Here is a 13198-nt window from a genome sequence, read left to right as displayed (position 1 = left end):
GGCTGCCATGATCTGCGGGTGGCCGTCACGATCAGGGATGTCGCTCGCCAGGCTCAGGTCTCCGTCTCGACGGTCTCGCGCGCGCTGAGCGCGCCGGGCTTGGTCAAGGACGCCACCCGGCAACGCGTGCTGGACGTCGTCGCCGGGCTCGGCTACCAGCCGAACCGGGCGGCGCGCAGCCTCATCACCGGCCGCACCGGCAACCTCGGCATCGTGGTGCCCGACCTCACCAACCCGTTCTTCCCCTCGGTGCTGCGAGGGGTGCAGACGCGGGCGGGCGAGGCGGACGCCTCGGTGTTCTTCTGCGACAGCAGGGAGGACCCCGCGACCGAGGCCGAGCTCGTGCGGACGATGGCGGCGCAGGTCGACGGCGTGGTGCTGTGCGCGTCGCTGCTGTCCGACGAGATGATCGTCGAGCTCGCCGCTCTCACGCCGCTGGTGCTCATCAACCGGATCGTGCCCGGCGTCTCGTCGGTGCTGATGGACAGCGCCTCCGGCACGGACCAGGTCGTGGCACATCTGGAGTCGTTGGGCCACAGGCACTTCGCCTACCTCGGCGGCCCGGCGGCGGCGTGGTCGAACGACCGCAGGCTGCAGGGCCTGGCCGGTCGTGCCGAGGTCCTCGGCTCCTCCGACCCGAACTTCGGCGGCGGCCACGAGGCGGCCGGGCGGGCTCTCGAGACCGGCGCGACGGCGTTCATCGCCTACAACGACCTCATGGCGCTGGGTGCGCTGAGCTGTCTGGCGGCGCGCGGCGTCCGGGTGCCGGAGCAGATCAGCGTGACCGGCTTCGACGACATCCTGTACGCGGCGATGTGCTCACCGGCGCTGACGACCGTCCACATGCCGACCGAGGACGCGGGCGAGGTGGCGGTGGACCTCCTCGCCGCCCTGCTCGACGGCGGCCCCGCGGAACGTCGGGATCTTCCGACGAACCTCGTGGTCCGCGCGAGCACCGCGGCACCGATCTGACGCCGGGCACGGGAACCGGGAACGCCTCCCGGCAACGCATTCCTCGTCGCGAAAAACGACGGACCCACTCGGGCCGCGAGGGAATCTCTTCGGACGACTCCCTCGCGCGGCCGGCGAGTGGCTTCTAGTCGTACCCGCGGACGTGGCCGTCCTCGTCCGCGAGAATGTCGTACCCGTCCATCACGCGCTCCTTTCGTTGGTGTCCGACCTCACAAACCGTAGAGCGTCGGGCGCGTCCTGTGGAGTGAATTCGCACCGCCACCGGGGTAGTCGACGCTACGCGAAGGGCGTGACGGAGATGTGTCCTGACCGTGTCAGCCATGCACTGTTCGAGTGCTGAACTAGTCACGAGATCGATTCCGAATGTAATCGCCCTGCGGCTGAGGACGATTCAACGGTCCATCACGCGCCTATCACGACGGCGTTCTCCATCACCGCGACCCGGCGGTCTCCGTCACCGCGCGCACCGCCGCCACGACCGCCGAGAACGGCGGCAGGAACGGTTTCCCGGACGGCACTTCGCCGAGCCAGCGCACCCCGCCCCCGCCGATGCGGGACGGCGGCAGCGGCACCAGGGTGCCCAGCCGGTGGGTCAGGGCGCCGCGGGCCCGCAGCCGGATCAGGTTGACCTGGGAGGCCTCGTCCGCCGACCCGGTGAGGACGAGCCACCGCCCCGGAGCGCCGGGCAGCACCACCACCGGGCCGCCGAGCATCCGCACGGACAGGTAGTGCCGCACCTCCTCGCCGATCCCGGCCGCCATCTCCACGGCGGACACGGACCGGTCGGTCGTCAGCAGCAACCGGTTCTCCGAACGCAGGACGAGCCAGCCCCAGCTCGAACAGCGCTCGACGGCGGCGGCGAACGTGTCGAGCTGCGGCAGAACTCCGGACGGCAGGACTCCCTCAGGCGAGTTCATCGATCTCACCCTCACTTCGCTCAGTGCGGTGTAACTCCGATCACACGATTTGACTCCCCGCCGCCATGAACTCACTATCGGCCCGCCATCGGCACACTCGAACGGGGCTGGAGAGAGTGACTCACCTGCGGGAACGGCACGTCACCATGATCGCGCTGGGAGGGGTGATCGGGGCGGGCCTGTTCGTCGGAACGGGCGCCGGCATCGCGCTCGCCGGACCGGCGGTGCTCCTGTCGTTCGCACTGGCGGGGGTTCTCGCGCTGCTCGTGATGCGCATGCTCGCGGAAATGGCCGCGGAACACCCGAGCGGTGGCGCGTTCTCGGTGCACGCGGAAAAGGCGATCGGCCCGTGGGCGGGTTTCACGGTCGGCTGGACCTACTGGGCGGCGGTCGGCGTCGTGCTCGCCGTCGAGGCCACCGGAGCCGCCGGGATCGCGGCGGGCTGGGTCCCCGCGGTGCCGCAGTGGGCGTGGGTGCTGCTCTTCATGACGGTGCTCACGGCCGTGAACCTGGGCAACGTCCGCAACTTCGGCGAGTTCGAGTTCTGGTTCGCGGGCCTCAAGGTCGCCGCGATCGTCGTCTTCCTCGTCCTCGGCGTCGCGGCCATCGCGGGACTCGTCCCCGGCGTCGACTCCCCCGGCACCGGCAACCTCACCGACTTCCTGCCGCACGGCTGGGCGGGCGTCGTCGCCGGGTTCATGGCGGTCGTGTTCGCGTTCGGCGGCCTGGAGGTCGTCACGATCGCCGCGGCCGACGCCGAAGACCCGCGGCACGCCGTCAGGAAAGCCGTCCGCACCTCGATGACGCGGCTGCTCGTCTTCTACCTCGGCTCGATGGCCGTCGTCGTCACCCTGTTGCCGTGGAACGACTCCGAGGTCGGCGCCAGCCCGTACGTGGCGGTGCTCGGCAAGCTCGGCATCCCGGCGGCCGGGCAGATCATGAACGCCGTCATCTTCGTGGCGCTGCTCAGCGCGATCAACGCCACCCTGTACGGCGCCGCGCGCATGCTCAGCTCGCTGGCCGAACGCGGCGAAGCGCCGAAAGCGCTGCTGGGCAAGCAGAACAGCGTCCCGCGCAAGGCAGTGCTGGCGTCGACGGCGTTCGGCTTCTTCTCCGTGCTGCTGAACTACCTGTGGCCGGACACGGTCTTCCTGCTCCTGCTCAACGCCGTCGGTTCGGCACTGCTGGTCGTCTGGGGCTTCGTCGCCGTGTCGCAGATCCGGATGCGCCGCACGATCGCCGAGCCGGCGGTGCCGATGTGGGGCTACCCGTACCTGTCCTGGCTGGCGCTGGCCGGGATCGTCGCGGTGGTCGTGCTGATGCTGAGCGACGACCGGGCACGCGGCCAGATCCTGTCGACGGGAGCGCTCGTCGCCGCCATCGCGGCGGTGGCGTTCGCCAGGTCGGCGCTGCGCCGCCGAGCCCGGGCCTAGGCCGCCTTCACGCGGAAGATCGCGGTGCCGTGCGGCGGCACGGCGGCCGAGATCGCGCCGCTCGACTGCGCGTCCTTGCCCTCCCACAGGTCCCGCACGGTGTAGCCGGCACTCGGCGGCAACCCCGCCTCCTGCGCCGTCGTGGAGATCGTGGCGGTCGCCTCGGACTCGTTGAACAGCGCCACCGCCCTGTCCCCGCCGGACAGCGCCTTGACGAAGACCCAGTGCCCGTTCTGCTGCCGCACCGCGGTGGCCTGGACGCCCAGGCGGTCCTGGTTGACGTCGATGATCTCCTCGTTCAGCAGGACGTCCAGGTGTTCCTGCGAGATCTTGCGCAGGTCGGCGCCGATCAGCAGCGGCGCCGCCATGACCGCCCAGAGCGCGAACTGGCTGCGGTACTCGGTCGTGGTCTGCCCGCCGTTGCCGACCTCCAGCATGTCGGGGTCGTTCCAGTGCCCCGGTCCGGCGTGGGCGTGCAGCGGCGCGTTCTCCTTGACGATCTCGACGGTCCTGGCCCAGGTGTCGACGATGTCGCCGGTGGTCCGCCACAGGTGTCCGACGCCCTTGCCCCACTCCCACGGCTTGTTCTGGCCCCACTCGCAGATCGAGTGGACGATCGGGCGGCCGGTCTTCTTCAGGGCGTCGCGCATCTTCGTGTACCGCTCCAGCGCGGGGCGGCCCGCGTGGTGGCAGTTGTCGTACTTGAGGTAGTCGACGCCCCAGTCGGCGAACGTCTGCGCGTCGATCTCCTCGTGGTCCAGCGACCCCGGCATCGTTCCCGTGCACGTCAGCGTGCCGGCACTGGAGTAGATGCCGAACTTGAGGCCGCGCGCGTGGACGTGGTCGGCGAGCGCCTTCATGCCGCTCGGGAACCGCACGGGGTGGTGGCGCAGGCGGCCGGTGGCGGGGTCGCGCGTGGCGTCGGCCCAGCAGTCGTCGACGTTGACGTACTGGTAGCCGACGTCCTTGAGCTTCTTGGCGACGAAGAGGTCCGCGATGTCGCGGATCATCTGCTCGTTGATGTCGCAGGCCGTGGAGTTCCAGTTGTTGAACCCCATCGGCGGCGTCGGCGCCAGCGCGGGGTCGGCGGCGGAGGCGGGCGCGGCGGGGGCGACCAGGGACGCCCCGACGAGCGCGAGAGTGGTGAGCAGTGAGCGCACTTCAGCTCCCGGGAGGTTCGGTGGGCGGGGGTCAGCCCACGACGTTCTTCAGCCGCACCGGCCGGTACTTGCTGTTCGGCTCCAGGCCGTAGGTGAGCGGGCGGTGGTCGGTGCCGACACCACCGCGCTGCTCGAAGGCCAGGTACTCCGACCTGTCGGGCTTGGTCCACCGCTCGAAGATCACGACGTGCCGGAAGTCCTCGCCGGGCTCGTCCACCGGGTCGATGAACAGGTCACCGGGCAGCAGATCGGCGATCGCGACCGGCGTCGTGTACCTGTCGGTGGCGAGGAGTTCGGTGTTCGGTCCGCCGCGGGGGTCTTCCTTGCCCAGTTCCGCGGCCATCGAGACGAAACCCGAGCAGTCCTGCCGATAACCGTCGGTCCAGTACTTCTCCATGCTGTACGGCACACGGTCGCCGTTGTTCGCGGTCAGCCAAGTCGAGGCACGTGACAGGAGCTCGGCCCTGGTGACCTGCTCCACCTGCACCGCGGCCGCCGTGGGCACGCCGACGAGTGCGAACGCCAGGAATGCGGCGACCACCGCTGAAATGAGTTTCATCATTCCACCCGTTCCGCGAAGAGCCTATTTCGGACTTCACGGGAACACGGGGTGGAAACGAAGTCAAAAGTTTGTCCGGGCGAGCGCGGGGTAGTAGGCGGTCCGGTTCCGCCGGCGAATCCACACGACAGTGGGAATCGCCGTGGCACCGTCCGGGGAGCGTCGCGGCCGGGGCTCCGAGCTCGTCGGCGCCTAGGCCGACCGGCTCTGCGGTGCCAGCAGCTCGTTGATCGTGTCGAGCGAGATGCCCAGCGCACCCGCGAGGGCGGCGATGGTGAAGAACGACGGGGTGGGCGCGCGGCCCGTCTCGATCTTGCGCACGGTCTCCGCGGACAACCCGGCGCGGGCCGCGATCTCGACCATGCTCTCCTCGCCGCGGGCGTCCCTCAGCAACTGACCGAGCCGCCTGCCGCGCTCCCGTTCCAGCGACGTCAGTGGGATGCGCACCATGCCTGCGGATTCTACGCGAACCGGGCGCGGTGGGTGACGTGAGAAAAGTCCGTTGCGAAGCGCGCCGATCGCGACATAGGTTCGAAGTACACAAGAGAGGAGGTGGTCCGAAGTTGTATAGCTACAGGACTCGTGAGGTGGCTGTCCGCTAGGACCGCCTTTGGTGACGCCTAGCGCAAACCAAGGCAGCCACCCGACCCCCGGACTTCGAGCGCTGGTCCCGCTCGGCCTGCTCGCGCAGGAGTCGTCCGGGGGTTGTCCCGTTTCAGGACTTCTTCAGCGCCACCAGATCGGCCACGAACTTCTCGTAGGCCTCGGTGAAGTTCTCCGCTCGCACCACCGAGGACGGGTGCACCGTCACCCCGACGCGCAGGCCGTCGTGCTCCAGCACCTCACCGCGGTGCTCGGTGAGCTTGAACGACGGTCCCAGCAGGGCCTTCGCCGCCACCGCCCCCAGGGCGATGACCAGTTCCGGCCGCACGACCCTGATTTCCTCGCGCAGCCACGGGAAGCACGCCACGACCTCGCCCCGCCGAGGTGTCTCGTGGATCCGGCGCTTGCCCCGCGCGGTGAAGCGGAAGTGCTTGACCGCGTTGGTGAGGTAGGTCTTGTCGCGCTCGACACCCGCGTCCGCGAGCGCCTTGTCGAGCAGCCGCCCGGCGGGTCCGACGAACACGTGCCCCTCGGTGTCCTCCCGATCACCGGGGCACTCCCCCACGAGCATCAGCCGCGCCGGCACCGGCCCCTCGCCGAACACGGTCTGCGTGGCGTCCCGGTAGAGCTCGCACCCGCGGCACCCGGCCGAGGCAGCACGCAGCGCCGCCCAGTCCTCCCCCTCGGGGACGAACTGGGCGGCGCCGGCGTTCTTGGTCCTACCTGTCGGACTTGAAGGCATCTTTGACCTTCTCGCCCGCCTGCTTGAGAGAGCCCTTGGCGCGCTCGGCGTGGCCCTCGGCCTGCCACTGCTCGTTGCCCGTGGCGTCGCCGACTGCCTCCTTGGCGCGGCCCTTGAGCTCCTCGGCCTTGTTGCTGAACTTCTCGTCGGCACCCATGGATCAGGCTCCTTCGTCGGCGGTCAGCTACATCGATCGGTTACCCGGCGAGCACGGTCTGAAACAGTTGATAAGGTGATCACTCGCGGTTGAGAACCCAGCCGCAAGCCGATGTGACGGCTTGCCCTGGGTGTGCCCGCCCTTCGCACTGCGCTCCAGAGCAGTCGTCGTCACACCGGCATGCCGCTGTGACCATGACGACGCGAAAGGAGAAGGCGGTGTCGTCCGCGAGAATCACCGCCCTCGAGGCCGAGGTGGCGGGGCTGCGCAAAGCTCTGGTGTCCCGGACAGTCATTGGGCAGGCCACGGGCCTGATCGCCGCACGCAAGCCCTGCACACCCCAGCAGGCGTTCCAGCTGCTGGTGCACATCTCCCAGCACCACAACATCAAGCTGCACGTCGCCGCCGACCGGTTGGTGGCGGCGTTCGTGCACGCGCACCTCGGCCGGACCGTCAAGGTGGCCGACCAGATGCTGTGGGATCACGTCGACGCGACCACCGCGAACGACTCCGGTGAGAGCGACGACGGGTTCGCCGAGGAGGTCAGCAGCACGTCTCCCTGAGGCAGCGGGACGGGGGTCGTGCCGAGGTTGACCACCACGCGGGTAGTACCGCGGTGCAGCACCAGGCACTCCCCGTCCTGCTCGACCACGAACCTGTCCAACCGCGGATCGGCCAGCTCCGGGCGGGAGCGGCGCAACGCGATCAGCGCGCGGTACGTCTCGAACACCTCCGCGTGACCACCTTCACGCAGCTCGTCCCAGCGCAGCCGCGAGTTCTCGACCGTCTGCGGCGACATCGGGTCCGGGACGTCCGACTCCCCCCACCCGTGCCGCGAGAACTCACGCCGGCGGCCCGTCCTGACCGCCTCCGCGAGCCCCTCGTCCGGGAAGGACGCGAAGAACTGCCAGGGCGTGGACGCCGCCCACTCCTCCCCCATGAAGATCATGGGCGTGTACGGCGAGCACAGCACGATTGCCGCCGCGCACAACAACTTCGACGTCGGTACGGTCGCGGTCAGGCGGTCGCCCGCGGCGCGGTTGCCGATCTGGTCGTGGTTCTGCGTGTACGCGAGGAACCGGTGCCCCGGGATCAGCGCGGTGTCGACGGGCTTGCCGTGGTGCCTTCCCCGGAACGACGACCAGGTGCCGGCGTGGAAGAACACCTTCTCCAGCGTGGTCTTCAACGCTCCCGGCGCGGCGAAGTCCTCGTAGTAGCCGAAGGTCTCGCCCGTCAGCGCCACGTGCAGGCAGTGGTGCAGGTCGTCCGACCACTGCGCGTGCAGCCCGTACCCACCACCTTCACGAGCGGTCACGAGCTTCGCGTCGTTGAGGTCGGACTCCGCGATCAGGGTGAGCGGGCGGCCCACCGACGCGGACAGCGCGTCCACCGCGACGGCCATCTCCTCGAGGACGTGCACCGCGCGCGAGTCCGCCAGGGCGTGCACGGCGTCCAGGCGCAGGCCGTCGACGTGGAAGTCGCGCAACCACTGCAGCGCGTTGCCGATGACGTACCGGCGCACCTCGTCGGAACCCGGCCCGTCGAGGTTGAGGCCGGGACCCCAGTCGTTGCGGCCCGCGAAGTACGGCCCGAACTTGTCGAGGTACGCGCCGGAGGGCCCGAGGTGGTTGTAGACGACGTCGAGCAGCACGGCGAGGCCCCGCGCGTGGCAGGCGTCGACGAACCGCTTGAACCCGTCCGGCCCGCCGTAGGGCTCGTGCACGGCACCCCACAGGACGCCGTCGTAGCCCCAGCCCTCCACACCGTCGAAGCTGTTGACCGGCATGACCTCGACGAACGTGATGCCGAGCTCGACCAGGTGGTCGAGCTTGCCGATGGCCGCGTCGAACGTGCCCTCGGGCGTGAACGTGCCGATGTGGAGCTCGTAGATCACCCCGCCCGGCAACGCCCTGCCCGTCCACGCCGCGTCGGTCCACTCGAAGTCGTGCGCGTAGACGCGCGAGGCCTCGTGGACGCCGTTCGGCTGCCACAGCGACCGGGGGTCCGGGTACGCCTCGCCCTCGATGACGAACGCGTAGTCCGTGCCCGCCGGCGACTCGGCCTCCGAGTGCCACCAGTCGCCTTCGCGCTTCATCCCGTGGTCGACGCCGCCGACCCTCACCTGCACCGACTCGGGCGTCGGCGCCCAGACGGAAAAGCTCACAGATCCCCCCGCACCAGCAGTGCCACCGGATAGGTGTCGAGCAACGACGCCAGGTCCTCCGTCGCCGGACGCCCGGTCAGCGCGTCCGTCCACGTGCCGGCCGGCAGCGGCAGAACCGTTCCCTGCCAGCCCTTGCGCTCCAGGCCGACGGGCAGCCTGGTCGCCACCGTGATCACGCCGGACCGCTCGAACGCCAGCACGTGCTCGGCGGCCGGGCCCTCGGCCTGCAACGGCCGGTAGCCGCGCAGACCGCGCTTGCGCACGTGCAACGCCTTCTGCACGACGAGGAGCTTGGCCGCGCCCGAGTCGTCGACCTCCGGCAGCCAGCCGGACTCGATGCGGTCGAGCAGCTGGCGGCGCACCTCGTAGTCGACCGGACGGCGGTTGTCCGGGTCGACCAGCGAGAAGTCCCACAGCTCCGTGCCCTGGTAGACGTCCGGCACGCCCGGTGCCGTGAGCTGGACCAGCTTCTGCCCCAGCGAGTTCGACCAGCCGGGCACCTTGATCCGCTCGGCGAAGGCGGCGACCTCCGGCGAGTTCAGCGCCTTGGCGGGCCACGCGGCCACCTCGGCGTCGAACTCGGCGTCCCGGTCGACCCACGACGTCTTGATCTTCGCTTCCCGCGACGCCTTCTCCAGGTACTGGCCCAGGCGCTCCTCGGTGAGCGGCCACGCGCCGACGACCGACTGCCACGCCAGGCGGTTCAGCGTCGGCTCGGACAGGCCGAACCTGCCGGTCATCGCGGTCTCGAACGCCAGGTACTCGTCCGGGATCTCGGCCAGCACCGCGAGCCTGGCCCGCACGTCCTCCGACCGCTTGGTGTCGTGCGTCGACAGCGCGGTCATCGCGGCCGGCTCGGCGGACTCGCGCCGGGCCGCCCGCTGGTGGAACTCGTCGACCGACATCCCGAAGCGGTCGGGGGAACCGCCGACCTCGTTGAGCGCCACGAAGTTGGTGTACCGGTAGAACGCGGTGTCCTCGGTGCCCTTCGCGACGACCATCCCGGAGGTCTGCTGGATCCTCGTCGCCAGCTCGCCGTGCGGGTCGGCGCGGACCTGCTCGTCGAGCGCCTGCACGGCGGGCGACCTGCTCAGCCTGACCGCGGTCTCCCAGTACCGCCGGCCCTCCGGCAGGTACGACCGGTACACCGGGAAGTTGACCATGACCTCGGCGACCGCCCGGCAGGCGTCCTCGAACTCGACGCCCTGCACGAGCCGCGCGATCCTCCGCACCTCCGCCACCAGGATCGAGTCGGCGACCTGCTGCCGCGAGGCGTGCTCGACCTCGTGGAAGTCACCCGAGAACGAGTCGGTCAGCGCGATGAAGACACCGCAGACCTCGCGCAGCGCGTCGTAGCCCGTGGTGCCGTCGACGGGCCAGCTCTGCGGCAGCGCCTCGTCCGGGCCGAGGATCTTCTCGACGACCAGCCAGCCGTCGAAGTGCTCGCGCAGCCGCCGGAAGTAGCCGCCGGGGTCGGCGAGGCCGTCCGGGTGGTCGATGCGCAGTCCCGTGACGCCCCACGACAGCACCTCGCGGTGGGTCGCCTCGAACACCTCCGGGTCCTCGACGCGGATGGCCGCGAGCTCGGTGATGTCGAAGAAGCGGCGGTAGTTGAGCTCGGTGTTGCCGCGCCGCCAGTTCGCCTTGAGGTAGTGCTCGTGGACCTCGTCCTCGGCGTCCTCCGCGAGCACCGGCAGCAGCACCTTGCCCGACGACCAGTCGATGTCGAAGTACCGCGCGTAGCGCGAGGCCTGCCCGTGCTCGAGGACGTCCTCCCACCACGGGTTCGGCACGACCATGTGGTTCGGCACGATGTCGACCACGAGGCCGAGCCCGTGCGACTTCAGCTCGTCCTGCAGCGCCGCGCGCCCGGCGTCGCCGCCGAGCTCGGGCCTCGCCCTGGTCGGGTCGACGACGTCGTAGCCGTGCGTCGACCCCTCCCGCGCGTCGAGCATCGGTGAGGCGTAGAGCGCGCCGACGCCGAGGCGGGCCAGGTAGTCCGCGACACCGGCGGCGTCGGCGAACGTGAAGGACGGGGTGAATTGAACGCGGTACGTGGAAGTCGGCGCGGCCATCAGCCCACCCTCTGCAGCACGACGAGCGAGCGCGCCGTGAGGTTCAGCGAACCGGACGCGGCGATCGGCTTCTCGCCGTTGCCGACCATCCCGGTCGCCGTGTCGACCACGACCCTCCACTCGGGGCCGTACTCGGCCTCGGGCAGCGTCACCTCGATGTCCTCGTAGTGCGCGTTGAACGCCATCAGGAACGAGTCGTCGACCACCCGCATGCCGCGCGAGTCGAGGTCGGGGATGCCCTCGCCGTTGAAGAAGACGACGATGCACTTGCCGAAGTCGTCCTCCCAGTTCTGCTCGGTCATCTCCTCGCCCGACGGCGTGAACCACGCGATGTCGCGCAGCTCCTCGCCCTTGCGGATGGGCCTGCCCGCGAAGAAGCGCCGGCGCCGGAACACCGGGTGCGCCTTGCGGAACGCCGTGATCGCCGAGGTGAACTCCATCAGCTCGGAGTTGGCCTCGAGCAGCGACCAGTCGACCCAGGAGACCTCGTTGTCCTGGCAGTACGCGTTGTTGTTGCCGTGCTGCGTGCGGCCGAACTCGTCGCCGTTCACGATCATGGGCACGCCCTGCGCGAGCAGCATCGTCGCCATCAGGTTGCGCCGCTGCCGCTGCCGCAGTGCGAGGACCTCCGGGTCGTCCGTCGGGCCCTCGACGCCGCAGTTCCAGGACCGGTTGTGGCTCTCGCCGTCCTTGTTGTCCTCGCCGTTGGCCTCGTTGTGCTTCTCGTTGTACGACACCAGGTCGTTCATCGTGAAGCCGTCGTGCGCCGTGACGAAGTTGATCGACGCGTAGGGACGGCGGCCGTCGTCCTGGTAGAGGTCGGACGAGCCGGTGATGCGCGAGGCGAACTCACCGAGCGTGGCGGGCTCACCGCGCCAGAAGTCGCGGACCGTGTCGCGGAACTTGCCGTTCCACTCCGTCCACAGTGGAGGGAAGTTGCCGACCTGGTAGCCACCGGGACCGACGTCCCACGGCTCCGCGATCAGCTTGACCTGCGACACCACCGGGTCCTGCTGCACCACCTCGAAGAACGTCGCCAGCCGGTCCACGTCGTAGAACTCGCGGGCCAGGGTGGCGGCGAGGTCGAACCGGAAGCCGTCGACGTGCATCTCGGTGACCCAGTACCGCAGCGAGTCCATGATCAGCTGCAGCGTGTGCGGCGTGCGCACGTTCAGCGAGTTCCCGGTGCCCGTGTAGTCCATGTAGAACTTCGGGTCGTCCTCGACCAGGCGGTAGTACGCCTCGTTGTCGATGCCGCGCATGGACAGCGTCGGGCCCAGGTGGTTGCCCTCGGCCGTGTGGTTGTAGACGACGTCGAGGATGACCTCGATGTTCGCCTGGTGCAGGGCGCGGACCATGCCCTTGAACTCCTGCACCTGGTTGAGCGGCATCGCCGCGTAGGCGTCGTGCGGAGCGAAGAACCCGATCGTGTTGTAGCCCCAGTAGTTGCTGAGGCGCCGCTCGATCAGGGTGTGGTCGCTGACGAACTGGTGCACCGGCATCAGCTCGACCGCGGTGACCCCGAGCTTCGTCAGGTGGTCGATCATCACCGGGTGCGCGAGGCCCGCGTAGGTGCCCCGCAGGCGCGGCGGGATCTCCGGGTGGTCGATGGTGAGGCCGCGGACGTGCGCCTCGTAGATGACGCTCTCGTTGTACGGCGTCCGCGGCTGCCTGTCGTTCGACCAGTCGAAGAACGGGTTCACCACGACCGACTTCGGCACGTGCGGCGCCGAGTCGGCGTCGTTGCGCTCGTCGGGCGAGCCGAACTTGTACCCGTACAGCGCCTCGTCCCACGTGAGGCCGCCGGAGATCGCCTTGGCGTACGGGTCGATCAGGAGCTTGTTGGGGTTGCACCGCAGGCCCCTCGCGGGGTCGTGCGGGCCGTGCACTCGGTACCCGTACAGCTGCCCGGGGCCGACGCCCAGCAGGTAGCCGTGGTGGACGAAGCCGTCCACTTCCGGGAGCCTCACACGCGTCTCCGTGCCGTCCTCGTCGAAGAGGCAGAGCTCGACGTACTCCGCGACCTCGGAGAACAGGGCGAAATTGGTGCCCACGCCGTCGTATCCGGCGCCAAGCGGGTAGGGCCTTCCAGGCCAGGGTCGCACGATGCTCCTCGTCACAAACTGCGGCTGCTGACAGACCTTATCCGGGCGGTGAGGTGCTTGCACCACGCCGATTCCGGGGGTCCGGGTCCTCTGCTGGTCCGGTGTTCCGGTGGGGTTCACCGGGCCTGGTGGTGCTGTTCGGGTGTTCCTCCCCGGCGGCTGGGCGCTGCCCCCGCCGGCCCCCGGTGCGCACGTCCGGGCACCCGGACGTGCGGCGGTAAGCCGGCTTTCGCCGGGCCGCGGACGGGGCGGGACTTCGACGACGGGAACGAGCGGTCGGCCACGCCCAGACGACTACCCAGCCGGGGCGC

Annotated in this window: 12 protein-coding genes; 3 read left to right on the top strand and 9 right to left on the bottom strand. The window is 69.7% G+C overall.

The window, feature by feature from the left end:
* Nucleotides 1–18 precede the first annotated feature (18 nt).
* Nucleotides 19–972: a LacI family DNA-binding transcriptional regulator gene (locus tag V1227_RS00270; protein WP_329790366.1), complete on the top strand. Its 954-nt coding sequence runs from the start codon at nucleotides 19–21 to the stop codon at nucleotides 970–972.
* A 431-nt stretch (nucleotides 973–1403) separates the two neighbouring features.
* Here the strand turns inward: V1227_RS00270 and V1227_RS00265 are convergent, their stop codons facing one another.
* Nucleotides 1404–1889 carry a hypothetical protein gene (locus V1227_RS00265; protein ID WP_329790365.1) on the bottom strand — a complete coding sequence of 162 codons (486 nt, stop codon included), beginning with the start codon at nucleotides 1887–1889 and terminating at the stop codon, nucleotides 1404–1406.
* A 116-nt stretch (nucleotides 1890–2005) separates the two neighbouring features.
* Between V1227_RS00265 and V1227_RS00260 the strand changes: the two genes are divergently transcribed.
* Nucleotides 2006–3322 (top strand): amino acid permease, encoded by a 1317-nt coding sequence (locus V1227_RS00260; protein WP_329790364.1) that lies wholly within the window; start codon nucleotides 2006–2008, stop codon nucleotides 3320–3322.
* On the opposite strand, the gene V1227_RS00255 is transcribed toward V1227_RS00260, so the two are convergent.
* From V1227_RS00255 to V1227_RS00235, 5 genes are all read right to left on the bottom strand, one after another.
* The gene (locus V1227_RS00255; protein ID WP_329790363.1) at nucleotides 3319–4482 is read right to left on the bottom strand and encodes a glycoside hydrolase family 27 protein; all 1164 of its coding nucleotides are present in this window, start codon (nucleotides 4480–4482) and stop codon (nucleotides 3319–3321) included. The two genes, V1227_RS00260 and V1227_RS00255, sit on opposite strands and share 4 nt — an antisense overlap.
* Before the next feature lie 31 nt (nucleotides 4483–4513).
* Nucleotides 4514–5041 carry a hypothetical protein gene (locus tag V1227_RS00250; RefSeq protein ID WP_329790362.1) on the bottom strand — a complete coding sequence of 176 codons (528 nt, stop codon included), beginning with the start codon at nucleotides 5039–5041 and terminating at the stop codon, nucleotides 4514–4516.
* Nucleotides 5042–5233: 192 nt separating this feature from the next.
* A complete protein-coding gene (locus V1227_RS00245; protein ID WP_090103836.1) occupies nucleotides 5234–5491 on the bottom strand; it encodes a helix-turn-helix domain-containing protein in 258 nt (85 codons plus the stop codon).
* Nucleotides 5492–5756: 265 nt separating this feature from the next.
* Nucleotides 5757–6386, bottom strand: coding sequence for a UdgX family uracil-DNA binding protein (locus tag V1227_RS00240; protein WP_329790361.1), 630 nt, complete (start codon nucleotides 6384–6386; stop codon nucleotides 5757–5759).
* Entirely contained in the window at nucleotides 6364–6543 is a 180-nt protein-coding gene (locus V1227_RS00235; RefSeq protein ID WP_329790360.1) for a CsbD family protein, read from the bottom strand. Before V1227_RS00235 ends, V1227_RS00240 begins: the two co-directional genes overlap by 23 nt.
* 218 nt (nucleotides 6544–6761) lie before the next feature.
* On the opposite strand from V1227_RS00235, the gene V1227_RS00230 reads away from it, so the two are divergent.
* Complete coding sequence (locus V1227_RS00230; RefSeq protein WP_236218979.1) at nucleotides 6762–7106, top strand: ANTAR domain-containing protein; 345 nt, start codon at nucleotides 6762–6764, stop codon at nucleotides 7104–7106.
* Here V1227_RS00230 and treZ read toward each other — a convergent pair.
* Genes treZ through glgX form a run of 3 tightly spaced genes read right to left on the bottom strand, consistent with a single transcriptional unit; the run spans nucleotide 7025 to nucleotide 12887 of the window.
* Nucleotides 7025–8707 (bottom strand): malto-oligosyltrehalose trehalohydrolase, encoded by a 1683-nt coding sequence (treZ, locus tag V1227_RS00225; protein WP_329790359.1) that lies wholly within the window; start codon nucleotides 8705–8707, stop codon nucleotides 7025–7027. The genes V1227_RS00230 and treZ overlap by 82 nt on opposite strands.
* The gene (treY, locus tag V1227_RS00220) at nucleotides 8704–10782 is read right to left on the bottom strand and encodes a malto-oligosyltrehalose synthase (RefSeq protein WP_329790358.1); all 2079 of its coding nucleotides are present in this window, start codon (nucleotides 10780–10782) and stop codon (nucleotides 8704–8706) included. Before treY ends, treZ begins: the two co-directional genes overlap by 4 nt.
* Nucleotides 10782–12887, bottom strand: a complete 2106-nt coding sequence (gene glgX, locus V1227_RS00215) for a glycogen debranching protein GlgX (protein WP_329790357.1) — start codon at nucleotides 12885–12887, stop codon at nucleotides 10782–10784. The genes treY and glgX overlap by 1 nt, the downstream gene beginning before the upstream one ends.
* Nucleotides 12888–13198: the final 311 nt, after the last annotated feature.

The sequence above is a fragment of the Lentzea sp. DG1S-22 genome (genome assembly GCF_036321065.1).
Taxonomy (GTDB): domain Bacteria; phylum Actinomycetota; class Actinomycetes; order Mycobacteriales; family Pseudonocardiaceae; genus Lentzea; species Lentzea jiangxiensis.
Note: the sequence above shows the minus strand (reverse complement) of the source record. Positions and strands in the feature narration are given on the sequence as shown.

Excerpts from the sequence above, each read along its gene's own strand:
- V1227_RS00245 (WP_090103836.1), bottom strand. The coding sequence starts at position 5,491 with ATGGTGCGCATCCCACTGACGTCGCTGGAACGGGAGCGCGGCAGGCGG.
- V1227_RS00250 (WP_329790362.1), bottom strand. The coding sequence starts at position 5,041 with ATGAAACTCATTTCAGCGGTGGTCGCCGCATTCCTGGCGTTCGCACTC.
- V1227_RS00265 (WP_329790365.1), bottom strand. The coding sequence starts at position 1,889 with ATGAACTCGCCTGAGGGAGTCCTGCCGTCCGGAGTTCTGCCGCAGCTC.
- treY (WP_329790358.1), bottom strand. The coding sequence starts at position 10,782 with ATGGCCGCGCCGACTTCCACGTACCGCGTTCAATTCACCCCGTCCTTC.
- V1227_RS00235 (WP_329790360.1), bottom strand. The coding sequence starts at position 6,543 with ATGGGTGCCGACGAGAAGTTCAGCAACAAGGCCGAGGAGCTCAAGGGC.
- V1227_RS00240 (WP_329790361.1), bottom strand. The coding sequence starts at position 6,386 with ATGCCTTCAAGTCCGACAGGTAGGACCAAGAACGCCGGCGCCGCCCAG.